This window comes from Salegentibacter profundi (assembly GCF_054121475.1).
On sequence record NZ_JBSYGG010000015.1, the window covers coordinates 42,105 to 67,591 of the forward strand.

Annotated in this window: 24 protein-coding genes and 1 pseudogene; 10 read left to right on the forward strand and 15 right to left on the reverse strand. The window is 41.5% G+C overall.

Going from position 1 to position 25,487, the window contains the following annotated elements:
- The first annotated feature begins 50 nt into the window (after positions 1-50).
- On the forward strand, positions 51-872 hold the full coding sequence (locus ACW6NC_RS14860; RefSeq protein WP_457867211.1) for a M48 family metallopeptidase: 822 nt from the start codon (positions 51-53) through the stop codon (positions 870-872).
- Positions 873-939: 67 nt separating this feature from the next.
- Positions 940-2,265: an MFS transporter gene (locus ACW6NC_RS14865; RefSeq protein ID WP_457867213.1), complete on the forward strand. Its 1,326-nt coding sequence runs from the start codon at positions 940-942 to the stop codon at positions 2,263-2,265.
- Positions 2,266-2,307: 42 nt separating this feature from the next.
- Here ACW6NC_RS14865 and ACW6NC_RS14870 read toward each other — a convergent pair whose 3' ends face one another.
- The 4 genes and pseudogenes from ACW6NC_RS14870 to ACW6NC_RS14885 form a co-directional block, all read right to left on the reverse strand.
- On the reverse strand, positions 2,308-3,039 hold the full coding sequence (locus ACW6NC_RS14870; protein WP_457867214.1) for a head GIN domain-containing protein: 732 nt from the start codon (positions 3,037-3,039) through the stop codon (positions 2,308-2,310).
- A 27-nt stretch (positions 3,040-3,066) separates the two neighbouring features.
- Complete coding sequence (locus ACW6NC_RS14875) at positions 3,067-4,158, reverse strand: hypothetical protein (protein WP_457867216.1); 1,092 nt, start codon at positions 4,156-4,158, stop codon at positions 3,067-3,069.
- Positions 4,139-4,702, reverse strand: a complete 564-nt coding sequence (locus tag ACW6NC_RS14880) for a DUF4179 domain-containing protein (protein WP_457867217.1) — start codon at positions 4,700-4,702, stop codon at positions 4,139-4,141. The genes ACW6NC_RS14875 and ACW6NC_RS14880 overlap by 20 nt, the downstream gene beginning before the upstream one ends.
- Positions 4,692-5,252 (reverse strand): annotated as a pseudogene (locus tag ACW6NC_RS14885) (RNA polymerase sigma factor). Before ACW6NC_RS14885 ends, ACW6NC_RS14880 begins: the two are co-directional and overlap by 11 nt.
- A gap of 208 nt (positions 5,253-5,460) precedes the next feature.
- On the opposite strand from ACW6NC_RS14885, the gene lon reads away from it, so the two are divergent.
- From lon to rpsA, 3 genes are all read left to right on the forward strand, one after another.
- Positions 5,461-7,911 carry an endopeptidase La gene (lon, locus tag ACW6NC_RS14890; RefSeq protein ID WP_457867219.1) on the forward strand — a complete coding sequence of 817 codons (2,451 nt, stop codon included), beginning with the start codon at positions 5,461-5,463 and terminating at the stop codon, positions 7,909-7,911.
- A 126-nt stretch (positions 7,912-8,037) separates the two neighbouring features.
- Positions 8,038-8,736: a (d)CMP kinase gene (cmk, locus tag ACW6NC_RS14895; RefSeq protein WP_457867220.1), complete on the forward strand. Its 699-nt coding sequence runs from the start codon at positions 8,038-8,040 to the stop codon at positions 8,734-8,736.
- Between the two features lie 156 nt (positions 8,737-8,892).
- Entirely contained in the window at positions 8,893-10,740 is a 1,848-nt protein-coding gene (rpsA, locus tag ACW6NC_RS14900; RefSeq protein ID WP_457867222.1) for a 30S ribosomal protein S1, read from the forward strand.
- An 88-nt stretch (positions 10,741-10,828) separates the two neighbouring features.
- On the opposite strand, the gene ACW6NC_RS14905 is transcribed toward rpsA, so the two are convergent.
- The 8 genes from ACW6NC_RS14905 to ACW6NC_RS14940 all read right to left on the reverse strand — a co-directional run bounded on the left by ACW6NC_RS14905 (position 10,829) and on the right by ACW6NC_RS14940 (position 17,606).
- A complete protein-coding gene (locus tag ACW6NC_RS14905; protein WP_457867224.1) occupies positions 10,829-11,332 on the reverse strand; it encodes an N-acetyltransferase family protein in 504 nt (167 codons plus the stop codon).
- Positions 11,333-11,451: 119 nt separating this feature from the next.
- Positions 11,452-11,901, reverse strand: a complete 450-nt coding sequence (locus tag ACW6NC_RS14910; protein ID WP_457867225.1) for an OsmC family protein — start codon at positions 11,899-11,901, stop codon at positions 11,452-11,454.
- Between the two features lie 43 nt (positions 11,902-11,944).
- Entirely contained in the window at positions 11,945-12,448 is a 504-nt protein-coding gene (locus tag ACW6NC_RS14915; RefSeq protein WP_457867227.1) for a rhodanese-like domain-containing protein, read from the reverse strand.
- 122 nt (positions 12,449-12,570) lie between these two features.
- The gene (locus ACW6NC_RS14920) at positions 12,571-13,194 is read right to left on the reverse strand and encodes an alpha/beta hydrolase (protein ID WP_457867229.1); all 624 of its coding nucleotides are present in this window, start codon (positions 13,192-13,194) and stop codon (positions 12,571-12,573) included.
- A 1-nt stretch (position 13,195) separates the two neighbouring features.
- A complete protein-coding gene (locus ACW6NC_RS14925; RefSeq protein WP_457867231.1) occupies positions 13,196-14,134 on the reverse strand; it encodes a ring-cleaving dioxygenase in 939 nt (312 codons plus the stop codon).
- 84 nt (positions 14,135-14,218) lie between these two features.
- A complete protein-coding gene (locus ACW6NC_RS14930) occupies positions 14,219-16,726 on the reverse strand; it encodes a cation-translocating P-type ATPase (protein ID WP_457867232.1) in 2,508 nt (835 codons plus the stop codon).
- Between the two features lie 15 nt (positions 16,727-16,741).
- A complete protein-coding gene (locus tag ACW6NC_RS14935) occupies positions 16,742-17,062 on the reverse strand; it encodes a phosphoribosylpyrophosphate synthetase (protein ID WP_457867234.1) in 321 nt (106 codons plus the stop codon).
- 151 nt (positions 17,063-17,213) lie between these two features.
- The gene (locus ACW6NC_RS14940) at positions 17,214-17,606 is read right to left on the reverse strand and encodes a DUF302 domain-containing protein (protein ID WP_457867236.1); all 393 of its coding nucleotides are present in this window, start codon (positions 17,604-17,606) and stop codon (positions 17,214-17,216) included.
- 244 nt (positions 17,607-17,850) lie between these two features.
- On the opposite strand from ACW6NC_RS14940, the gene pyrR reads away from it, so the two are divergent.
- The 5 genes from pyrR to ACW6NC_RS14965 all read left to right on the forward strand — a co-directional run bounded on the left by pyrR (position 17,851) and on the right by ACW6NC_RS14965 (position 21,351).
- A complete protein-coding gene (pyrR, locus tag ACW6NC_RS14945; protein ID WP_457867238.1) occupies positions 17,851-18,390 on the forward strand; it encodes a bifunctional pyr operon transcriptional regulator/uracil phosphoribosyltransferase PyrR in 540 nt (179 codons plus the stop codon).
- 22 nt (positions 18,391-18,412) lie between these two features.
- Complete coding sequence (locus tag ACW6NC_RS14950; RefSeq protein WP_457867240.1) at positions 18,413-19,342, forward strand: aspartate carbamoyltransferase catalytic subunit; 930 nt, start codon at positions 18,413-18,415, stop codon at positions 19,340-19,342.
- Between the two features lie 71 nt (positions 19,343-19,413).
- Positions 19,414-19,746, forward strand: a complete 333-nt coding sequence (locus tag ACW6NC_RS14955) for a ribonuclease Z (RefSeq protein ID WP_457867241.1) — start codon at positions 19,414-19,416, stop codon at positions 19,744-19,746.
- Between the two features lie 10 nt (positions 19,747-19,756).
- Positions 19,757-20,665 carry a ribonuclease Z gene (locus tag ACW6NC_RS14960; protein WP_457867243.1) on the forward strand — a complete coding sequence of 303 codons (909 nt, stop codon included), beginning with the start codon at positions 19,757-19,759 and terminating at the stop codon, positions 20,663-20,665.
- Positions 20,666-20,844: 179 nt separating this feature from the next.
- Complete coding sequence (locus ACW6NC_RS14965; protein WP_457867244.1) at positions 20,845-21,351, forward strand: CAP domain-containing protein; 507 nt, start codon at positions 20,845-20,847, stop codon at positions 21,349-21,351.
- A 78-nt stretch (positions 21,352-21,429) separates the two neighbouring features.
- On the opposite strand, the gene ACW6NC_RS14970 is transcribed toward ACW6NC_RS14965, so the two are convergent.
- From ACW6NC_RS14970 to ACW6NC_RS14980, 3 genes are all read right to left on the reverse strand, one after another.
- Positions 21,430-23,295: an OmpA family protein gene (locus ACW6NC_RS14970; protein WP_457867246.1), complete on the reverse strand. Its 1,866-nt coding sequence runs from the start codon at positions 23,293-23,295 to the stop codon at positions 21,430-21,432.
- A gap of 17 nt (positions 23,296-23,312) precedes the next feature.
- Positions 23,313-24,224 carry a PorP/SprF family type IX secretion system membrane protein gene (locus ACW6NC_RS14975; protein WP_457867247.1) on the reverse strand — a complete coding sequence of 304 codons (912 nt, stop codon included), beginning with the start codon at positions 24,222-24,224 and terminating at the stop codon, positions 23,313-23,315.
- A gap of 12 nt (positions 24,225-24,236) precedes the next feature.
- A partial coding sequence (locus ACW6NC_RS14980; protein WP_457867249.1) for a T9SS type B sorting domain-containing protein occupies positions 24,237-25,487 on the reverse strand: 1,251 nt, incomplete at its 5' end.

The window sequence follows — 25,487 nt, forward strand, 5'->3', positions numbered from 1 at the left end:
GACAGGGATTTTCTGGCTTTTGTAATTTTAGGTAAACAAAACCAAATATTATGATACTTAAAAGAACATTGATATGGGTAAGTGCAGCTATATTATTTGTAGGCTGTCAGACGAATCCTTTTACAGGGGAAAAGAATTTGAATTTTGTATCTAATGACCAGCTCTTTCCGGCTTCATTTGAGCAGTACGATCAGTTTCTTTCTGAAAACGAAGTGGTGACCGGTACTAAAGAAGCCAATATGATTAAAAGAGTAGGTAATAAAATAGAAACTGCCGCCGAAAGATATTTAAATGCCAATGGTTACCAGGGATTCCTGGAAGACTTTCGATGGGAATATAACCTTGTTAAGGATGATGCGGTAAACGCCTTTGCTATGCCAGGGGGTAAAATAGTTTTTTACACCGGAATTCTTCCTGTGGCAGAAACCGAAACCGGAGTGGCTGTGGTAATGGCCCACGAGATCGCTCACGCCCTTGCCGATCACGGGGCTCAGCGTATGAGTGCAGCACAATTACAACAACTCGGAGCAGTGGCAGGAAGTATAGCTGTTAGCGGCAGGAGCCAGGAAACCCAGCAAATTTTCGCCCAGGCCTATGGACTGGGTACCACCGTGGGAATCATGCTGCCTTTTAGCAGAAAACACGAGACAGAAGCCGACAGGATTGGTTTGACCTTAATGGCTATCGCAGGTTATGACCCTGAAGAAGCCTCGAGATTATGGCAGCGAATGGCAGCCCAAAGTGATGGTCAGGCTCCACCTGAGTTTTTAAGTACTCACCCTTCTAATCAGACAAGAATAAACAATCTTAGAAAATGGGCTCCCCAGGCTAAAGCGGAGGCCAAAAAATATGGAGTTTCCACCTTCGAATAGGGAGGAATACCGATTAAATTTTTAATAAAGCTGCTGGATTCCGGCAGCTTTTTCTATTTTTATCCCGATGAAAAAACTACCCAAAGGGCATAAGAAACTCCTTCACGCCTGGGCTTTTTATGATTGGGCAAATTCGGTGTATAGCCTGGTGATATCTTCGGCCATCTTCCCCATCTTTTATGGTGCCCTTACTATTGTCAGGGATGATCAGGGAAATAAACTGGATGATACGATTCACTTTTTGGGCTTTGATTTCAATAACGATAGTCTTATAAGTTATGTCACGGCCATGGCGTTTCTGGTGGTTTCTTTCCTGAGTCCATTATTATCCGGGATTGCCGATTATGTAGGTAATAAAAAGAACTTTATGAAATTCTTTAATTACCTGGGAGCCCTCTCGTGTATCGGCTTGTTCTGGTTCGATTTGGAATATCTCTGGTTTGGGCTATTATGCTACTTCCTGGCCCTGATTGGATTCTGGGGAAGCCTGGTTTTTTATAATTCGTATTTACCCGATATTGCCTTTAAAGATCAGCAAGATAAGGCTAGTGCTAAAGGCTTTTCCCTGGGGTACATCGGCAGTGTGTTATTACTGGTGATCTGTCTTGTCTTAATTCTAAAATATTCCTGGTTTGGTTTCGAGGATAAGGACTTTCCGACGCGGATCTCCTTTATCCTTACTGGACTTTGGTGGATCGGTTTTAGTCAGTATTCTTATTATTATTTACCAAAAGGGAACAGGCGCACAGGGATTCCCAAAAATATCCTGTTCAATGGTTTCAGGGAATTAAAAGGGATCTGGAAGGCCGTCGGGCACAACCCGATGCTCAAGCGGTATCTGGTGGCTTTCTTTGTATATAGCATGGCCGTTCAAACGATTATGCTTATCGCTACTTATTTTGGTATTGAGGAACTGGATTGGGGGGATCAGGACCCTACAAGCGGATTGATCATCAGTATATTGCTCATCCAGCTGGTGGCCATTGCCGGAGCCATGCTTACTGCACGCCTTGCCCTTAAAATCGGGAATATCAAAACCCTTATTTTCATCAATCTGATCTGGATCAGCATTTGTGGCTATGCCTACTTTATTGTAAGTCCCCAGCAGTTCTATGTGGCTGCCGCAGCAGTGGGACTGGTCATGGGTGGAATTCAATCTTTATCGCGCTCGACCTATTCCAAATTCCTTCCCAGCGACACTGCGGATACCGCCAGCTATTTCAGCTTCTACGATGTATCAGAAAAAATCGGGATCGTCATAGGGATGTTCCTCTACGGAATGGTCGCACAAATTACCGGGAGCATAAGGGATTCGATCTTATTTCTGGTGGTTTTTTTTATAGCGGGGGTGTTTCTTTTGATGCGGGTACCAAAAACAAACCCCGCGCCTTAGCGCAGGGTTTATCCTTTCCTTTTCATAGCAATAGGCCTTAGGCTATTTCGAAGAGATAGCCCCGGATCCCATAGCTTTGAAATCCTGTTTATCGGGACTTCCTTTGTAATGGATATCTCCAGAACCCATTACCTTGGCTTCAAGAGAGGCTGAAGCAAAGACCTCGATATCACCACTTCCCATTACCCGGGCCTGGACATCTTCGGCCTTGAGATCAAAAGCCTGAAAATCGCCGGAACCGGTTACTTTGCACCGAAATACGTTGCTTTTTCCACTTAACATCGTGTCTCCGGACCCGGTAATCTGGCTCTCCAGGTTATCGACATCGAGATTAAGATTGAGGTTTCCAGAACCAGTGAGACTGGTTTTAAAGGAACTAGCCCTGATGGGCGAGGAGTTCCATAGATCACCGGAACCTGTGAGCTTGACCTCATTAAGATCGCTGAAGGCCACGGTAATTTTTATGGATTTATTTTGCGAGGGTTGCAGGTTGATCTTATCTGCCGGCTTTATCCGAAGTGTCCCATCTTTAACCTCTGTAATGATATATTCCATCAGGTTGCTCTCTGCTTCCACTTTGATGTCTCCTTCTTTTCCAGCTACCAGTTCCACATCCATGGATCCAAGCAGGTAAACCTGATCATAATCGGCGGTACTTCGATGCTCTGTGCTGCTGTCCCCATTGCCTTTTATGGTTTCATTTTTCCAAAATTGCGCCTGGGCTGAATTAAAACTAAATAAAAGGCTTGCTAAAATTAAGATTGCTTGTTTCATGATTTTTAAATTTTGATTGATGAATTATTATTTTTTGCTAAAGTGTACATTGGCATAGCTGGAATTAATGCTTACCTGGTTACCGGAATTATTTTCCAGATGATATCCCTGAAGGCTTTTGCTGGTATTCTCTTCGTGGCGTTTTTGCACCTGAAGATCATCCAGCCCCTGAATATTGCCATAACTGGCCTCTATATTAAAATTAAAGGGCTGGTTGGCATCATAACCGATTTTTATACCGGCATAATCGCTGTTGATTTTAATGCTTTTGGCTCCTGTGACCATTTTGGTTATACTGAGGTTGCCGTAATCCACCTTAAGATCTGCAGCGGTAAATACCCGGCCTATTTTGGTGCTCAGGTAATCTCCGTCGCCGATTATTCTCTTTACCTTTTCCACCGTAATGCTCCCATAATCTGCACTGAACTCCAGATTACTTACTTTATTTATTTTGGAGGTCGTATAATCCGCATTGATCTTAAGCCTTTGGGCTTCCTCGATTTCAAACTCACTGTAATCAGCATTGATCTCCGCATTTTTTATGTAACCAAACCTGCTGTTTCTGGTATAGTCAAAATTAAGGTAATTGGAATCCCCTCTGAGTTCGAGAATGTCTATTTTCCCGTAATCACAGGATATCCTCGAGTTCCCCAGCAGCCGGTCGATATATATGCCTCCGTAATCATTGTTAAGTTCCATATTATTGGTTTCCGGGGCTTTTATCACGTAATTGATCTCCATATTCACATTGCTGGAGCCGGAGAAAAGCTTGCTCCACCAGGAGGAGCCCGTATTGCGTGAGATATCGGTCTTGGCGCTAACCCCCGAAGCGTTCTGGTTGAATTCCACTTCTATTTCATCGAGTTTTTCCTGAACCTTTTCAGGGTCATTCCCATTGGTCTTGATAAAGACCTCAATGACCACTCTGTTTTGGTCCCAGGTGGAGATATCGACATTTCCATAGCTGTTGTCTACCTGGAGGTTCGAATTGGCCGCTACGCTGAACTCCCTGGATATCTTCTTTTCCTTGGTGTGTTTTCCACTAAGGTCATTGTTGCAGAAAGTAAGGCCGGGTATGAGGACTACTGCAAGGAGTATTTTATATAATAGTGCTTTCATGACTTTGGGATTTTAGGGATTTAATATGTTCAATTTGGTTTAAAACGTTCTTTAATAGCTCTATTCTTTGCTGGAAATTATTGATCATTGCATAGATAACCCGGTTATCCTGGCCGCTGTTTACCAGGTCTTTTTTGAGTTTTGAATATTCTGTTTCCAGCTTCTCCATCTGGGAAAGGGCATCGTTAATCAAAGCCTTTGTTTCCGGGGTTTTTTCTGCCTCAATATTTTTTAATTCCTTCTCAATGACCGAGGTATAAAAATCCTGGGTTTCTTTCATTTCCGTGGACACACTTGCCAGGTCTCCCTGCTTTTTACTGTTGGTATTGATATGAATATTTCCATAGAGAAAGAGAGCCAGGGCAAGACTTGCCGCTATGCCCATTAATGGGCCCCAGAGGCTCCTTGTCCTGGGTTGCTGGCGTTTTTGTTCTTTGACGGAGTCTTCCAGTTTTTCCAGGAAGCGCTCTTTATGCCCAGCCCTGGGAAGGGCCTGATCGAAATCCAGGTCTTCGAATAGTTCGCTTATTTTATCAGTTTTCATCTTTTTGCAATTTTTTTCGTAAACTTTCCTTTGCCCGTGAAATAGTGGTTCTGCAGTTGGCGTAGGAGATGTTCAGTATTTCACAGATTTCATCTTAATCATATCCTTCGATAAGATGCAGGCTTAATGCGATGCGGTAATTTTCTTTCAGTGCATTTAATGCCCGCATGATCTTTTTTACCTTCTGATCAGCTGGGTTTTCCTCCAGGTCTATTCCCTGGTCCTGATCGGGTTCATTTTTAAGTTCATCGTTATAGCTGAACTCGGTATATTTCGATTTCTTATTGAACGAATTGATACTCAGATTCACTACGATCTTTTTAAGCCAGGCTCCAAAACTCGCGGTTCCTTTAAAACTGTCGATCTTGGTGAAAGCCTTTAAAAAAGCTTCCTGCATCAGATCTTCGGCTTCTGCGCTGTCTTTTACAATCCGAAGGCTGGTATTATACATCGCTTTATAATAGCGATCGTAAATCTCCATTTGTGCCCGCTGATCGCCTTTTCGGCAACGCGCAACAAGATCATTAATATGGGTGATGGTCGGTGTCAAAAAGTATCTTGTTTATTATAAAGATGGCTTATAAACTTGTTTGTTACACTTTTGAAGAAAAAACTTTCTATTTAAGATGGCACAAGAATTGTCTAAAGATAATGAAGATTGCCAATATCATGGTCTAAGCCAGTGAGCTTGAGGCCAAAAGAAAAAGAAACAGATTAAAAACCAAGACTGTTTGTGACAGTTTGACTTAAAATAAATTATGGCGAAAACTAAAATCACCAATTTTGACAGTTTGTCATTGCAGGATATTGATCAGGATGCTGATCTTATTCCACTGATGACGCCTGAAGATGAAGAGGAAATCAATAAAGAAAATCTACCCGAATCTTTACCAATATTACCCTTACGAAATACGGTATTATTCCCTGGGGTGGTGATTCCTATCACCGCCGGAAGAGATGCTTCTATAAAGCTGATCAACCAGGCTAATAATGACAGTAAAATTATCGGGGTGGTCTCTCAAAAGGACGAGGAAGTGGAGAATCCCACCGCCAAGGATATTAACAGGATAGGAGTAGTCGCACGAATTCTTCGTGTACTGAAAATGCCTGATGGAAATACCACCGTAATTATCCAGGGAAAAAAACGCTTTAAAATCGATAAGGTGGTAAGTGAAGACCCTTATCTTACCGCTACGATCACGGAAGTTCCGGAAGCCAGGCCAGCTACTGATAATGAGGAGTTTTCTGCGATTATAGATTCTATAAAAGAACTGGCCCTGCAAATCATAAAGGGGAGCCCTAATATTCCCAGTGAAGCTTCCTTTGCCATTAAAAATATAGAAAGTGCTTCATTTTTGATCAATTTTGTGTCTTCCAATATGAACCTTTCTGTTGAAGACAAACAAAAACTACTGGAAACCAATGATCTTAGGGAGCGGGCACTGGCCACCCTCAGATTTATGAATGTGGAGTTTCAGAAACTGGAGCTTAAAAACGATATCCAGTCCAGGGTTCAAAGCGATATGAGCCAGCAACAGCGGGAATATTTTCTTCACCAACAAATGAAGACCATTCAGGAGGAACTCGGTGGAGTTTCTCACGAGGATGAGATAGAGGAAATGCGCCAGCGTGCCCGGAAGAAGAAATGGGGAGAATCCATACAAAAGCATTTTGAAAAGGAACTTTCCAAAATGCAGCGAATGAATCCGCAGGTAGCCGAATATTCCATTCAACGCAACTACCTTGACCTGTTTTTAGACCTTCCCTGGAATGAATTCAGTAAGGATAAATTCGACCTGAAAAGAGCCAGAAAGATCCTGGATAGGGATCATTACGGATTAGAGGATGTAAAGCGCAGGATCATCGAATACCTGGCTGTTCTGAAGCTTAGGAATGATATGAAATCACCTATTCTTTGCCTTTACGGACCTCCGGGAGTTGGTAAAACCTCCCTTGGGAAATCTGTAGCAGAGGCCCTGGGCAGGGAATATGTCAGGATTTCTCTGGGCGGGCTTAGAGATGAGGCCGAGATCAGGGGACACCGGAAGACTTATATAGGAGCAATGCCCGGAAGGATCATTCAGAGTTTGAAGAAAGCGGGGACAAGCAATCCGGTTTTTGTACTGGATGAGATAGATAAACTCAGCATCGGGAATGCCGGAGACCCGTCTTCGGCCTTGCTGGAAGTACTTGATCCTGAACAAAACAGCGAATTCCATGATAACTTCCTGGAAATGGGCTTTGATCTTTCGAAGGTGATGTTTATCGCCACGGCCAATAACCTGGGTACGATCCAACCGGCCCTGAGAGACCGGATGGAGATCATCAATGTCACCGGCTACACTATTGAAGAAAAAGTGGAGATTGCACGCCAGCATTTACTGCCGAAACAGCTCAAGGAACACGGCATGACCAAGGAACAGCTTAAAATTGCCAAGCCTCAGTTGGAGAAGATTGTGGAAGGCTATACCCGGGAATCCGGAGTACGTGGCCTGGAAAAGCAAATAGCCAAAATGGTGCGCCACGCCGCCAAGAATATCGCTATGGAAGAAGACTATAATATCAAGGTCACCAACGGCGATATTATTGAAGTACTTGGCAGTCCTAAACTCGAGCGCGATAAATATGAAAACAATGAAATAGCCGGAGTGGTAACCGGTCTTGCCTGGACCCAGGTAGGCGGGGACATCCTCTTTATTGAAGCTATTTTATCCAAGGGGAAAGGAAACCTTAATATTACAGGTAACCTTGGGAAGGTCATGAAGGAATCGGCCACCATTGCGATGGAATACATCAAGGCCAATGCCGATGAGCTTGGACTTGACCCCGGCGTTTTTGAAAAATATAACGTGCACATCCACGTGCCGGAAGGAGCGACTCCAAAGGATGGTCCCAGTGCAGGTATTACCATGCTGACCTCCCTGGTATCCTTGTTTACCCAACGCAAGGTTAAGAAAAGCATAGCGATGACCGGTGAGATCACCCTTAGGGGGAAAGTGCTTCCGGTGGGAGGTCTTAAAGAAAAGATCCTCGCTGCCAAAAGAGCCAAGATCAAGGAAATTATTCTTTGTAAGGAGAATGAGCGCGATGTAAAGGAAATAAAAGAAGAATACCTCAAAGGCCTGACCTTCCATTACGTCAATGAAATGAGTGAGGTCATTGACATCGCCATTACTAAACAGAAGGTGAAAAATGCCAAGAAACTATAAGGACTAACACCTTACAGGTGAACGGCCCCCAAAAAGTTAGATACTATTTGGGGGTTTTTTATAAGCCTTATCCGGTAAAACCTTCTTATTTAATTAAATTTGTTCCCTGCATTTAAAGAAAAATTGATGAGTAAAAAGATCACTATTGCCATAGATGGGTTTTCCTCTACCGGGAAAAGTACTGTGGCCAAGCAACTGGCAAAGGAGTTAGGATATATTTATGTAGACAGCGGAGCGATGTATCGTGCGGTGACCCTTTATGCGATGCGAAAACTATTTGTTAGCGATACTAATTTTGATGAAGAATCAATCATAAGGCATCTGCCATTTATTAATGTGAAGTTCATTTTTGACAAGGCCCTGGGCTATGGAGAAATTTATCTCAATGATGAAAATGTAGAAAAGGAAATACGTCTTCTGGAAGTCTCCCAGCAGGTAAGTAAGGTGGCAGCAATTCCCCAGGTTCGGCAAAAACTGGTGAAGCTTCAACAGGAAATGGGTAAGGATAAAGGCGTGGTTATGGATGGCCGTGATATCGGTACGGTTGTCTTTCCGGATGCCGATTTAAAACTCTTTATGACCGCCTCTACGGAAAGACGTGCGGAGCGGCGCTATAAAGAGCTGAAAGAAAGAGGGGATGATATTACCTTCGAGCAGGTGCTATCCAATGTAAAAGAACGTGATTATATGGACACTACCCGGGCTGACTCTCCACTATTGAAAGCAGATGACGCTATAGAGATTGATAATTCCCTTCTCATTTTGGAACAGCAGTATGAAAAAGTACTCCACCTGGCCAAAGATAAAATCGAAGCAGTTGGCTAAAGCTTTGAGAATTAAAAAATAAGTGGTATTTTTGCACTCCTTTTTGGCAAAGATCCGGAAAATCAAAAAGGGGATAAAATCATAATTATAAACACTTCTGTGTTTCATTTGCTAATTTTTCCGGGAAAGCACAGGATACAAATTAATTAATCAGCAATGGCTGAAGAAAACAAAAAACAAGAAATTCAGGACACTCCTGAAGTTCAGGAAGTAGCAGGAATGGATAATTCTTCGCAACCTACCATTACCGAACAGCAGGAAAACCCTGAAAAATTCTTAGAAGAGTTTAACTGGCATAATTATGAAGAGGGCATTGACCCTATTGATGATAAGAAGCTGGAAGAATTTGAGAAATTAGTTTCAGAAAATTTCGTTGACACCTTAGATGACGAAGTGGTAACCGGGAAAGTAATTAATCTTACGGACCGTGATGCTATTATTGACATCAATGCAAAGAGTGAAGGTGTGATCTCTCTGAACGAATTTCGTTACAACCCAGACCTTAAAGTAGGGGATGAAGTAGAGGTATTGATCGATGTTCGTGAAGATTCTACCGGCCAATTGGTCCTTTCTCACCGTAAGGCCCGTGTTATCAAGGCTTGGGATCGTGTCAATAAAGCTCACGACGAAGGACTAATCGTAAATGGTTTTGTAAAATGCAGAACCAAAGGTGGTATGATCGTCGATGTATTTGGAATTGAGGCATTCTTGCCAGGATCTCAGATAGACGTAAAGCCAATCCGTGATTACGATGCTTATGTAGGAAAGACAATGGAATTCAAAGTGGTGAAGATCAATCATGAATTCAAAAACGTTGTGGTTTCTCACAAGGCCCTTATCGAAGCCGATATCGAAGAACAGAAGAAGGAAATCATCGGTCAGCTTGAAAAAGGTCAGGTACTTGAGGGTACGGTTAAAAACATCACTTCTTATGGAGTATTTGTTGACCTTGGAGGCGTTGACGGACTTGTTCACATTACCGACCTTAGCTGGTCTCGTATCAACCATCCAAATGAGATCGTTGAACTGGATCAGAAACTAAATGTGGTAATTCTTGATTTTGATGAGGCTAAAACCAGAATCCAACTTGGTCTTAAGCAATTAAGCAAACACCCATGGGAAGCCCTTGACGAAAACCTGAAGGTTGGAGACAAGGTAAAAGGTAAAGTGGTAGTCATCGCAGATTACGGTGCCTTTATCGAAGTTGCCGATGGTGTTGAAGGACTTATCCACGTTTCTGAAATGTCCTGGAGTACGCACCTGCGTTCAGCACAGGATTTCGTAAATGTTGGCGATGAGGTTGAAGCTCAAATTTTGACTTTAGATCGTGAAGATCGTAAAATGTCTCTTGGAATTAAGCAATTAACTCCAGACCCATGGACCGATATTACTTCTAAATATCCTGTAGGTTCTAAACACAAAGGAATTGTACGTAACTTCACCAACTTTGGTGTGTTCGTAGAATTAGAAGAAGGAATCGACGGATTGATCTATATCTCTGATCTATCTTGGACCAAGAAAATCAAGCATCCATCAGAATTTACCAATGTAGGTGATGAACTTGAAGTTGTGGTGCTGGAATTAGATGTTGAAGGTCGTAAGCTAAGCCTTGGTCACAAGCAGGTTGAAGCCAACCCTTGGGATAAATACGAAACTGAATTCGCTGTGGGTACTAAACACACTGCAGAGATCGCAGAGATCGTAGATAAAGGTGCTACTATAGAATTCAACGAAGATATCACTGCCTTTGTACCAACCAGACATCTTGAAAAAGAAGACGGTAACAAACTCACCAAAGGGGAATCTGCAGAATTCCAGATCATTGAATTCAATAAGGAGTTCAAGAGAGTAGTAGCTTCACATATGGCTATTCACAAAGAAGAAGAACAGCAAATTGTTAAGCAAGCCGCTAAGAAAGCAGCTTCACAAACAAAAGACAAAACCACTATTGGTGATGTTAATGCCGATCTTCAGGCTTTAAAAGATAAGATGGAAGGGAAATAAAACCCTGATGTTATCATACATATGAGCCTCTTTAGCGCATGCTAAAGAGGCTTTTTTTATTCCCCTTCATTTAGAGAGGTGCAATTTATTACATGACCACAGGACTTCTTCTTTCCAGTAAAATATTGTCGTGCCAGAGGCCATCCTTTTTTCCTATCTTCTCCCGGTAACCCACCTGGCGAAAACCCTCGGATCTGTGCAATGCTATACTAGCCTTGTTCTCAGGGAATATTCCCGCCTGTAAGGTCCAGATATGATTCTTTTCACTTCGTGTGATAATCGATCGGAGTAAAAGCCTACCTATTCCTCGACCTCCATGATCAGGATGGACATACAGACTTACTTCACATACTCCTGCGTACACCGGCCGGGTAGATACTGGGGACAACGCCACCCAACCAATTATCTCCTCTTTATATAATGCAAGGATTCGGGAATCCTCCCGGAATTTTTTATTCCAGGTATTCCAGTCTGGGGCGCGGGTTTCAAAGGTTGCTATTCCGGTTTTTATCCCTGCCTGATATATATGCTTTACTGCGGAATAGTCCTCTTTTTGAATGGGTTTGATTTTAATTGTTTCCGGGCTATACATCCTGTATGTTTTAAGGAAAAATAAAACTTAAATTGATAGCACATGGAAGAATTAGGAAAGAAATAAAAAAAGCCGAAAAATAATTTTCGGCTCGCTTGGGAATAACTGGAAGCTGGTTACTAAACGGTTTCAGTTATCCGGACCTTAGCTTCCATTTTTACTTCGGTTTTAATCGATCTTGTAATCAGGCAAATTTCTTCTGCCTTATGCAGCAACTTCATTGCCTTTTCTTCATCTTTGGCATTTTTGATAACCAATTCAGGTTTAAGGACAACCTCACTCATAATAAACTTCTTATCGATGCGTTCCATTTTTCCAACAGATGGACATTTAAAACTTTCAAATTCCAGTTTGGAATATTCAGCAACTGCTGTGAAGGAGGTCATAAAACAACTTACCACAGAAGCAGTGAAAAGATGTTCCGGGGACCAGATGCCTTCAATCCCTCCGGGAAATTCGGGGGGTGTAGCTATTTCAATCTCCTCGTTTAACTGAGGAGAGGAAATTTTCCCTTTTCGGGTTTCCGTCCATTCAAGGTCCAGGTTATAATAGTGTGCTTGTGGTTCCATTTATATATAGTTTTATAAGAAGAACCAAACCGGTTCTTCCCGATTATTTTTCAGTTTCAGCGGCTTGTGCCTGAGCCTGATGATAATTCACTTCTTCCCAGGCGCCACCGTTATAGCATTCAATGCCCATCTGAGAAAGCATTTGCGTAGCAATACCGCTACGGTTTCCAGTTCTGCAACACAGAATAAGTGGTTGTTTCTGCGCTTTTATCTGGTCCATATGCTTATTTAATTCCTGAAGCGGTATATTCAGGGAATCGGCAACATGCCCACCTGCAAATTCCGGTCTTGTACGTACATCGATCACCGTTGCTCCATCTTTAATCATTTGAGTAAAATCCATATTGTTTTTCTTTTTCGGTTTTTTCTTAAAACTGCTAAACAATAAGGCACCCATAAAAGCACCATATAAAGAGGCATTCAAAGGATCGGATGAAATTGCACATCCTCCACTTTCACAGCCAATGGTACTGTAATAGATAAACCCGGCAAGTGCCCCAACACCTAATCCGGCTATAATAAGTTTGTTATTGTTTAGTAACTGCATGTTCTTTTTCAGCCGCAAAAATAAGGCCTTTGTAAAGCGCTCACAGTTACATTTGTTACAATAATAACTTACGATAAATACACTAACGCTAGCTAATGATCATGAACTTCCTGCTATGAGGTTCAGACCTGGTTAAAGATTAAATCCCTGGCCAGCTTCAATTCATTTTCTGAGATCGTATGCGGCCGGTTTTCATAGATTTTTACACTGACATCGGCATTCATATTATTTAAGATCTCTGCTGTTCTTTTAACCCGTCCTACCGGAACATGAGAATCCGGGTCTCCGGTGCCAATAAATACAGGGGTAGCCTCAAAATCTCCGGAGTAATTTTCAGGATCAAGGGTTTCCCCAATAAGACCACCGGTAAAGGCTGTTATCCCGCCATATCTCCTGGCATTTCTAGCCGCAAATTCCAAACAGAGGCAGGCGCCTTGGGAAAACCCAAGGAGATAGATATCCCTGGAATCAAATCCTTTTTCCTTCAGCTCTTCAATGATATCTTTGAGAAGGTCCAGGGCAGAAGAAAGCCAGGGCTCATTTTCATCTACCGGAGCCAGAAAAGAGTAGGGGTACCAGGTATTATTCCGTGCCTGGGGAGCGATCAGGGCAAAATTCTCTAAAGCCAAATGGGATTCCAGGTTTAAAATATCTTTTGCAGTGGCACCACGCCCGTGTAAGAGTATAAGTACTTTTTTAGCCTCATTAAGTGCTTTTCCGGCCGTGTGCAATTCTTTTTTATGCATATTATTGTCTTAATTTCGGGAGTAAACCTTCGATTCGCTCCCGGGAGGATTCATATTTTTTTGGCAGCTTCAAACTGCTTCCCAGTTCTTCCAGGCTTTCATCCCGGGTAAAACCAGGATTATCCGTGGCAATTTCAAAAAGCACTCCGCCTGGTTCTCTGAAATAAAGAGAATAGAAATAATCCCGATCTATTTTGCCGGTGATATGAAGACCCGCTTCCACAATCCTGTTTCTGAAGTATTGCTGGGATTCCTCATCTTTAACCCTAAAGGCAATGTGGTGGTTGGTACCTGCCGCATTAACCCCTGGTCCGGCAGCGGGATCCTCCAACAAGTCTATGATTGAGGCATTTTTAACCGATGGCGTTTGATACCGGTAACGATTTCCTTCTTTTCCTATATATTCATAACCAAAGATATCGGTAAGTATTGATGCGGTTGGCCCCTGGTGGTTAAGGAGCAGGCTAGCACTGTGAAATCCTTTAAAAGCCACATCCTGGCTAATATTATTAGTATGCCAACCTTGTCGGAGATCTGGAGTACTGGGGATAATCAATTTTAATCTTAGCCCATCGGGATCTTGGAAAGGAAGCACCTTCTCTCCGAATTCATGGTAGGGATCTTCGTGGTGAACGTTATAATCTTCAAAGCGTTTTTGCCAGAACTCCAAACTTCCTTCTGCAACAGCATATCCGATTTCGGTAGCCATTCCCACGCCATTTTTTCCTTTTTTGGCCCTGGGCCACGGAAAAAATGTAAGAATGGTACCAGGGGATCCTTTTTTATCACCAAAATAAAAGTGATAGGTTTGAGGATCATCGAAATTCACTGTCTTTTTAACCATGCGAAGACCAAGCACCTCGGTGTAGAAGTCATAATTCTTTTGGGGGTCCCCGGCAATGGCGGTGATATGATGTAAACCGAGAATTTTATTTTCCATCCCTTGCTTTTATAACTTAAAGAAATAAAATTCAGGATGAAATCCGGTTAAATTAATGGTAAAATATGGGAAATGTGATATCAGCTAAGCAAGAACAGGCTTTTTGCGCCGATAATATTTCACGGCTTCAAACCAAATCACTGCAATAAAACCAGTAAGGATACTCAAAGCTAATTGTTCAAAATTCAGTTTTTCAAAATCAAAGAATTGTGAAAAGAATGGTATATAAATGATGGTTCCGGTAATTGCAATGCTGATCCCGATGATAAGAGGGACCAGGATATTCCTGTTCTGAAGGCTTTCCCAGGCTGAATAGTAGAAAGACCGGTTTACCAGGGTAAGAAAAATATTGGCGGAGATCAGGCTGCTAAAAACCATTGTTCGGGTGATGTTTTCATTGAATCCATTTGCAAGGGCATACTGGTAAATAAAAAGACAGCCAAGGGTAATTAGCAACCCCTGGATTATACTTACCGTAAGTTCTTTTGCCTTGAAGAAAGTCGTGGTAAAAGGCCTTGGTTTTTTTTGCATGCTGTTCTTCTCCGGGGGTTCATTTTCATAAATGATAGAGCAGGTGGGGCCCATGATTAATTCCAGAAATATAATGTGAACCGGCGAGAATATCGCGGGATATTTCCAGGCCAGGGCTAAGGGTATAAAAACGGTGAGGATTATCGGAATATGAATCGATATGATATACTGTATGGCTTTTTTGAGATTGGTATAAATCTTTCTTCCCATTTCCACGGCTTGCACCATTTTCGAAAGATCATCTTCCTGAAGAATAAGCGAGGCTGCTTTTTTTGCGATTTCACTACCTTTTTTTCCCATGGCAATTCCGATATGAGAAGCCTTAAGAGCTGGTCCGTCATTAACTCCATCACCAGTCATAGCCACAATCTCACCCTTTGCTTTAAAACCCTCTATGATTCGCATTTTTGCCTCCGGGAACATCCTTGCAAATATTTCGTAGTCATCCAAACCTCTCATAAGTTCAGCCTCATTTAATTGCATCAATTCTTCGCCGGTGATAACCTTTTTATGCCCGTTAAATCCAACCTGTTGAGCAACCGCAGCGGTTGTTTCGGGATTGTCTCCGGTAACGATTTTCACCTTAATTCCCGCGGTATAAAAATCCTGAAAAACCTTGCCGATATTAGCTTTTGGAGGATCATAAAAACCGACGAGTCCCTTAAATCTGAATTTGAAATCCTGCTGTCGCTCAGGGAATTGGTCACCCTGGAAGCTTGTCCTGGCCACCCCCAGGAGACGATAACCATCCCTGGCCAGCTGGTCCATGGCTTTGGTGATCTCTTCCTTCTGCTCTGACTCCAACAGGGAGACCTCCAGAATTGCTTCCGGTGCGCCTTTTGCGGCGATAATCCTGTCCCCTTTTTTATTCTGAAAAATATGAGTCATCATCGGCGGTTTTCCCTCCAGAGGATATTCATGGTACATTTTAAATTCACCTCTACAATCAGGACTAATATGCTTTTGATAAGCCTGATGTATGGCCACTTCCATCGCATCGAAGGGGATAGGTTCGCTTGCCCACATTGCAGTCTCCACAAGGTCCATTATCTCAGAGGAAGAAGCCTTATCCGGGGACTCTGAGATGCCCTCTCCGGAAGTATAAACTTTGGCCAGGCTCATTTTATTCTGGGTGATAGTTCCAGTCTTATCCGTGCATATTACCGTAGCACTACCGAGTGTTTCGACTGTTTTCATTTGTTTGACCACAATACCCATTTTCATAAGTCTCCAGGCACCCATTGCCATAAACGTGGTGAAGGCTACCGGAATTTCTTCTGGGAGAATACTCATGGCAAGAGTCAGGGCCATTAGCAAACTTTCAAGAACATCTGTGGTTCTGATATAATTTATGACCCATACCAGGAGGAAAATCACACTCCCGGCAAGGACCATTTTTTTTACAAAATTATTGATCTGGATTTCCAGGGGCGTTTTCTCCTGGCTAAGCGCTTCCAGGCTTTTACCTATTTTTCCCAGTTCAGTTTTATTACCTATGGCAATTACCCGGGCAATGGCAAGGCCTGTCTCTACCTGAGTTCCCATAAAAATTTTGTTATCCTGGGTTTCAGCTGATTTGGAAACCGAAAAAGCTTCGCCTGTCAGGATTGATTCATTTACCGAGAAATCATTGGCCTGAATAATTTCACCATCGGCGGGAATACTGCTGCCTTCTTGCACGATGATGTGATCTCCGATAACTATTTCTCCAATATTTACTTCCTGGGTTTTTCCGCCACGAATTACCTTGCAGGTTGGCCGGGTAAAGGCTTTAAGTTTTTCTAGAGCACTTCGGCTTCGGGCATCTTGAAATAAGGAAATTGCAGCCACTAAAACGATGGCTACTGAGAGAAAAATACCATCATCATGATTGCCAGTAAGGAAATAAATCAAGGCTGCTGCAAAAAGCAGGAGAATCATTGGCTCGCCTATAAGCGTTTTAAGTGCATCCCAAACCGGGGTTTCCTTTTTAAAATCCAAAGTGTTTCGGCCGTGGGCTGTGCGTGAAATTTCAACTTGTTCAGGATTTAATCCCTGAATATGATGGAGGTTTTCGGCCATTTGGAGGCTTGCATTTTAGATATGCATCTGCAATTTTTTTGTAATATCGGAGGTCTTGTTGTCGCTATAGACCCCAAAAGCATTCACAAGGATTCCTTTGACCTCGTGTTTTTCTGAAGAAACTCCAAAAACAATCATCTCATCTCCGGGATCGGTAGGACCTTCAAAACGGTAGATTTCATCGATTTCGAATTCATCTGGAGAGAGTTCAATACTGGAGTGATTGCATATGATGCAGTTCTTATCGGTCAGGAGGGTGAAGTCTGTGGTGTAACCCCGGCGGATTAGGTCATTAATGGCTTCACTGGCGGTATCATAGTTGTGTCGCTTGGTCATAATTACTGATTCTAAAACAGACAATAATTTACGCCAAAACATGGAATAAAACAAGGGCTAATCCCTGTTAGTTCATATCTTCCAAATACTAACAAAGATTAGCCCTGATGAAAAGGACTTCAGGTTAAACTGAAGCCAAGGGTTGATCTCATTAATTAAGATTCCCGATAATTTTTTTCATTTTTTCCTGTACTTCGGAGGCGATCCCCAATAGGCTTTCATTTTCTGCAGCCTGCATAGAAGCGATTGGATCTACAGCAGATACTTCGATCTCACCATTGTCGTTCTCTTCTACCACCACATTGCAGGGTAGAAATACTCCGATTTTATCTTCTTTGGTTAAAGCCTTATGCGCAAAATGGGGATTACAGGCTCCCAGAATCTTATATTTTTTGAATTCAACATCGATTTTCTTTTTTAGGGTCTCTTTTACATCAATTTCTGTAAGGACCCCAAATCCTTCTTCTTTCAGTGCTGCAGTGACTTTATCCAAAGCATCTTCAAAAGAGGTGTTTTTCAGTGTGGTATTGAAATAGTAACTCATAATATCTAATTTTTATAGTTGAAAATAAGAATAATTTTTCACTATCTCTCTGTGCTGCGATTAAATTTTTCCTAATAGTGATTCCTAAAGCACCGTGAAGTAATAATCATTAAAACATAGGCTTTTTAAACGGTAAGAATCGTGCAAGGTTGATAATTTCTTCTCTAAGAATCGAACGGAATTCACCTATCAAAATAAGAAAAAAGATTACTTTTGTGTACCAACCTTTTCTTATTGACCAACTATGAGCCAAAAAGTATTGCTTACTTCTAAAGAAATAGATATTATTTTGCATCGCCTGGCTTGTCAATTAGTAGAGAATCATACCGATTTTAAGGAATCAGTCCTCATTGGGATTCAACCTCGAGGGGTTTATCTGGCCGACAGAATCCTTTCTATTCTTAAAAAGGAATACAAGTTGAAAGACCTTAAATCAGGGCAGCTCGATATTACTTTTTACCGGGATGATTTCCGAAGAAGCGATAAGCCTCTGGAGGCCAACAAAACCAAGATAGATTTTGTAGTCGAAGATAAGCGTGTCATTTTTATAGACGATGTCTTGTATACTGGCCGAAGTACAAGAGCCGCATTAACTGCTATACAATCATTCGGCCGACCCAAAGAGATAGAACTTTTGAGTCTAATTGATCGTAGATTTAGTCGGCATTTGCCTATCCAACCGGATTACAGTGGAAGACAGGTCGATGCCATTAACCAGGAAAAGGTTAAGGTGAACTGGAAGGAAAACGAAGGGGAAGATGTGGTTTATCTTATTTCGAAATAATGTAAGTAAAAGCAAGAAATAGATGAGTGAACTTAGTGTGAACCACTTATTGGGTATAAAATACCTTAACAAGGAGGATATTAAGCTAATATTCAAAACCGCCGACCACTTCAAAGAGGTCATCAACAGGCCTATTAAAAAGGTTCCTTCATTAAGGGACATCACCATTGCCAATCTTTTCTTTGAAAACTCGACCCGAACCAGGCTTTCTTTTGAACTGGCAGAAAAACGGCTAAGTGCTGATGTGATCAATTTTTCAGCGGCCTCTTCCTCGGTAAAAAAAGGGGAAACCCTGATCGACACTGTTAACAATATCCTTTCCATGAAGGTTGATATGGTGGTAATGCGTCATCCCAATCCTGGAGCAGGAATATTCCTTTCAAAACATGTAAAGGCCAGCATCATTAACGCTGGGGATGGTGCTCATGAGCACCCCACACAGGCCTTACTGGATTCTTATTCGATCAGAGAACGTCTGGGCGGGGTAGAAGGAAAGAAGGTGGTAATTGTTGGGGATATCCTCCATAGCCGGGTAGCCTTATCCAATATTTTCGCTTTAAAATTGCAGGGTGCCAAGGTGAAGGTTTGTGGTCCTAAAACGCTAATCCCAAAACACATTGAATCCCTGGGGGTAACCGTAGAACCCAATTTGCGTAAAGCTCTGGAATGGTGTGATGTGGCTAATATGTTAAGGGTGCAAAATGAACGAATGGAAATCAGTTATTTTCCGAGCACCAGGGAATACACCCAGCAGTTTGGTCTCAACAAAAAGATGCTTGACAGCCTGGGTAAAGAAATCGTCATTATGCATCCAGGACCGATTAATCGTGGGGTAGAAATAACGAGCGACGTGGCCGATTCAGATCATGCCATTATCCTGGATCAGGTTCAAAATGGAGTAGCCGTTCGAATGGCTGCTATATATTTGCTAGCCTCTAAGATCAAACAATAAAGCTTTTTTATTAACTTTAGGGAAAGAACCTGAATTTCCTATTGAATTCAGCTATTTTAATTTGATGCGCTATGAAAATTAAAAAAGAAGATAATTATATTCTGATCAGGACAAGGCGGGACTCTGTGGCGGAATTCGCCTCAGACCTTACCAAAAGACATAATGAATTTAGGAATGACAATCTAATTCTCGATATTTCTTCTTATGAAAACCTGGAATTGGAGGAATTGCTTAGTTTTCTTGAACTTTCTAATATTCACAAGGAAGATCATAAATCTTTTGTGATCGTGAATAGTGCCATTGCAATTGAAAAAATTCCTGATGAATTATGTGTTGTCCCTTCCCTTCAGGAAGCTAAAGATGTGATACAGATGGACGAGATCCAGCGAGAACTTGGATTTTAAAAGACTTTGAATGAAACTTACCATTCTAGGTTGTTATGCAGCTACTCCCCGAAGCTTTACAAATCCCAGCGCTCAGGTTCTTGAGATAGGTAATCATCTTTTCCTAATAGATTGCGGGGAAGGAACGCAGGTGCAGTTGAGGAGGAATAAAATTAAATTCTCCAGAATTAACCATATATTTATTTCTCACCTTCATGGGGATCATTTTTATGGCCTGGTGGGGCTGATCTCCACCTTTATGCTTCTTAACCGCCAGAAAGAACTCCATGTGTACGGGCCTAAAGGGATAAAAGAAATTATCTTGTTACAACTTAAACTGTCTAAATCCTGGACAAGTTACCCTTTGTATTTTCATGAACTTACCAAAAGAGATCCTGAAGTTATTTTTGAGGATGAAAGGGTAGGGGTTGAGACTATTCCACTAAAGCACCGGGTGTATACCAACGGATTCCTCTTCAGGGAAAAGCCCGGTGACCGGAAATTATTAGTTGATAAGGCCGAAGCTTATAATATCGATGTAGCCCTTTATAAGAGCCTGAAAAAAGGCAAAGATGTCCTCTCAGAAGACGGAAAATTAATTTCCAATGCTTTAGTAACCAGTGACCCGCCTAAGCCTAAAAGTTATGCGTACTGCAGTGATACCATGTACGATCCAGGAATAATTTCTCAAATCAAAGGCGTAACAGCCCTTTATCACGAATCCACGTTTTTAGAATCAGAATCGCATCTGGCTGAACCTACCCAGCATAGTACAGCTATGCAGGCCGCTCGAATTGCTCTTGAGGCCAGGGTCGGGCGGCTCATTCTTGGCCATTATTCCACCAGGTATGAAACTATTGACCATTTCAAAAAAGAAGCAGAAAACATTTTCCCTGCAACTGAACTTGCCGATGATGGACTTGAAATTCTTTTTGACTAACCCTCTGTAATACTTTCCTACATATCAAGCATTTATTATTGACTTAGTATTAATAAAGTAGGAATAATCCTATATTTAATGTTAAAAAAATCTTAAAATCGATGAAATGCATGGTTTAAAATGTTTTTTGTCGATTAAAAATGTACTTTTATCTTTCCTCAATTTTAACATGCTAACCTATGAGAAAAAGTACTACAAGATTTATTTTGCTAGTTTTCAGCACTTTAGTGTTGGTTTCATGTGCAAAAGAGAGTATCGATGAAGAAATTAACTCCATCGATCATATCGCAAAAACATCGGTGAACTACACATACACCGATATCGAGAAAGATATCCTTTCATCAATTAATAACTATCGTAAGGAAAAGGGATTTAAAGAACTAAGCCCCTTGGCGCAAATCTCCCTGGAAGCGGAAGATCATAATTATTATATGATTGAAGCTGGCACGGTCAGTCATGATAATTTTGGAGCGCGTTATACCACACTTGTCAATAGTATTGCAGCTCAGGCGGTAAGTGAAAATGTGGCTTATGGTTACCATACTGCTGATGCTGTAGTAAAGGCCTGGATAAAAAGCGATGGTCACCGTGAAAATATAGAATCCAATTTTACTCACTTTGGAGTTTCTGTAGTTGAAGATGCGGAAGGAAGAAATTACTTCACCAATATATTTGTTAGAAGGTAGTAGCTTGTTTTCATTATTGAAAATAAAAAGGTTCAGCTATAATAGCTGAACCTTTTTGGTTGGGGCAGGGTAGAGATTCTATTTCATTTTAACCACCTTAAACATCGAGCGCCTGTTTAACTGATGTTCCTCCGTTGTACATCGCTCGCAATCTATGGCAGGTTCCCTTTCCCCGTAACCTTTAGCTTCATAAATCCTGTCCGGGTCTATACCATTTTCGATCAGGTATTCTCGGGTAGACTGTGCTCTTTTTTCAGCTAATTCTTCATTATACTGTTCACTTCCCCGGAAATCGGTGTGAGCTCCAATTTCGATAACAAGATCAGGATACGTGTTCTTCATTAGAGCTACCAGTTTATCGAGTTCTTCGGCGGCATCTTTTCGAATGTTACTTTTATCAAAATCAAAGTAGATGTTATCGATTTCAGCAAGATACTCCACATCTCGGACTGGCTGGAGGCTTATATTGAATTCCATTTCTTCCAGATCGTCAGTGTTTCGGGTATCTATAGTACCGGTGAATTCTTCATATTCTATTTGTTTAGCCTCAAGGGGTAATTCCATGTTACGTTGGACTTCAGATTGGTAATTCCCATCTTCATCGGTTTCCAGAAACGAAAGTTGATTCCCATCTTCATCGAAGATTCTAATTGTGGCACTTCCAATGGGTTCATTGTTAACCGCATCGGTAACTTTACCCTTTAAAACTAGTGGATTAAGTTGATTGAAGCTGTATATATTGTCATTACCCGCCCGGTTCGAGGAAATATATCCTGTATTCTCCCCGACAGATTTGAAAAATGCAAAATCATCAAGGTTTGAGTTTATGGGATCTCCCAGGTTCTCGACCTTGGCCATATCTTCATTCAAATTAACCCGAAAGATATCAAAAAGACCAAGCCCTCCATGGCCGTTAGAGGAGAAAAACAACATCCCATCATCATCTACAAATGGAAAACTTTCATCCTGCTCTGTATTGATATTTTGTCCCAGGTTCTCGGGTTCGCTGAAAGATTCCCCGCTGATCTCCACTTTATAAATATCAGTGCCACCAAATCCACCGGGCATATCTGAAGTGAAATAAAGGGTGTTTCCATCAGTTGATAAACTGGGGTGCCCTACAGAATATTCATTACTGTTTATAGGTAATTCTACGACATTGCCCCAGGTATTTCCATTTAACGTGGCTTTATAGATCTTTAAATGATTAGTGGCATTTTTGTCACGCTTACCTTCTCGGTTGTTGACATAATTATTTCTGGTAAAATACATCGTATTGCCGTCGGGAGAAATTATCGCCGGACCATCATGAAGTTTAGTATTAACTTCCCCTGGTAACGGTGAGATTTCATTGGTTTGAGCATTTACCTGATAAATATCCAGAAAGGGTTCGCCGGTCCAGGAATAAACTCTTTTCTTTACGGGGACCCCTTGAGCGCGCGCAGAGACAAAATACATCTTACCACCTCTTTCGAAGGCTCCAAAATCACTGAATTGAGAATTAAATCCAACTTCTTCGATCTTATAAGTGGTACTGGTACCTAATTCACCTTCATCCAGCATATTTTGTGCTGCCTGAGATTTCCCATTGCTAGCCAGGTATTTTTCAACCCATTCCCGAGATTCATCATACCTCTTTACGCCACGAAGGGCCTGGGCATATTTATAATAATACTCAGGGGAAATATCAGGTTCATTTATAATATCCTCATAATAAAAGACCGCATTTTCAGGACTTCTAAGCTGAAGATAAGTGTCAGCGAGTTTTTGCTTATTGCTTACGGTGTTGTAATCATTTTCAATAAGTTCTTTGTACACCTCTACAGCCTCAAAGTAGGCAAGATCATTATATAGCCTGTCTGCTTTTTTCTGTTTTCCCTGTTGTGCCTGCAGACTGAACCCGGCAACTAGAAAAACCAATATCAGATAGTAATTTGTTTTCATAATAAGCAGCTTTTATATTAGAAAAATCGGGGAGATTTATAACGTGTGTTTTTAAATCTGAATTCATAGATCAAAATAATCTCGTGAGAACCGGAAGTATATGGTTGGATGTCTGAAATAGAATATTCATAGGCATAACCAGCTCTGAATCCGTCAAAGATCTCCACATCGAGAAAAGCTCCAAGGGCATCATCTATTCTGTAGGTACCTCCCAGATAAAACTTTTCATTAAAGATGAAAGTACTGGAAATATCTACAGACAGGGGAGCACCTGAAGTCATTTTTACCAAACCTGTCGGTCTTAATTTTACATTGTCACTTAAATCAAACACATATCCTCCAGTGAAATAGTAATGAACCTGTTCCATTGCCAGGTATTCATTGTATTCATGATTATTGTTATTGATTAGCTTTGGTGCTGAGGCACCTATATACCAGTCTTGTGATGAAAGGTAAAAGCCAATTCCGAAGTTAGGTGTCCATTTATTGAATCGATCCTGAAAGAATGGATCATTCAATACGTTCGGCTCGGTAAAGAGATCTTTATCAAGGTTATAATAACTAAACCCTCCTTTAACTCCCATATTAAGACTAACATCGGCGCTTAGATCAAGACGATAGGAAAAGTCGCTGTATAGGTAAGTATAATTTTCGTATCCGGCTTTATCATTGATAACCGAGAGACCTAAGCCAACCTTATCATTTCTTAAAGGAGAATGTATTGATAAGGTTTGGGTATTTGGTGCACCATTGATCCCGGCCCATTGATTCCGGTTCAATGCAGTAATGGAAAAACCATCTCTGCTTCCGGCATAGGCAGGATTTATTGATATGGTGTTATACATGTACTGTGTGAACTGAGGGAGCTGTTGCGCAGTTGCGGGCGCAGCAACAAACAGTACTAATATGATTAGATATACTTTTTTCATGGTTTCCCTTTTTTATTTTGTTCCTAGATAAATGTAACCTTGAATGGGTTCGAACCCACTGTTTCTGATTTTCAGGATATAGTAGTAGGTTCCTGAAGGCAGCTGGTTTGAACTGGTAGCCGATTTATTGGACTGACCATCCCAGTTATTCTGATAATTATCAGATTCAAAGATTTTCGCACCCCAGCGGTTAAAGATCATCACGTCGTAAGTGAAACCACATTCATCGGCAAATTCGATTTCGAAATAATCATTTCTGTTATCGCCGTTAGGAGTCACCGCTTTAGAGATACTTGATGTTATGTCCTCCAATCCACAAGGTAATACCACACAGTCATCGTTAATGTTAACGGTTACTGTGGTGCTGACTGGGCAGGCAGAGTCTTCAACCCGGTATTCAAAGCTGTAGTCACCTACTGCTAACATTGAGGGATCTATAAAATCTCCATCGAGTGCACCAGTGTTGTCAAGATCTATCCACTCACCGTTTGTATCATACTCTCCAAGTAATAATTCAAAAAGATCAAATTGAGAATCTTCTATACAAAGCCTAATTGTTGTTGTCTCAATTTCTTCAGCTACCGGTTGTTCTAGAATTACAATAGTGGCTTCAGAGATCTGTTCGTATTGATCTTTAGCGGTTACTTCATATGTACCTGGTTCAAGATCATTGAATTCACCGTTGGCCTGATAGGTTTCCCCATCGATACTATAGAGCAAATTATCCTCGGTGTCAATCAGGATTGTTCCTAGCGGTAGAATACAATCCGGTTGGATTACATCTACTATAGGAGCACTTGGCGGTTCTGGAGTTTCTTCTTCCTCAACGGTCACAATAAAAGAACAGCTGGATGAATTTCCAGAAGCATCAGTAGCCGTCCAGGTAACCGTTGTGGTTCCTACAGGGAATTCTTCCCCTGAATTAAACCCTTCAGTTAAACTGAGGCTTACATCCGAACAATTATCATTTGCCATAGGAGCATCATAATTGACCTGAATCCCGGTTACGCCTGTTTCTACAGTAAAGGAAAGGTCTTGAGGACAGGTGATTACTGGATTTTCAGTATCAGGAATGTATAGTACAGTCACCGTTTGAGTATCTTGACAAGCATTGTCAGAATCAGTAACGGTTACACTATAATCTCCTGCTTCGCTCACGTCAATACTTGCGGTAGTCTCTCCTGTATTCCACAGGTAAGAAGCGGTACCCTGGAATGTAGATCCAGAAGCATCTAAAGTTATGGAAGTAGTATCACAGGTCAG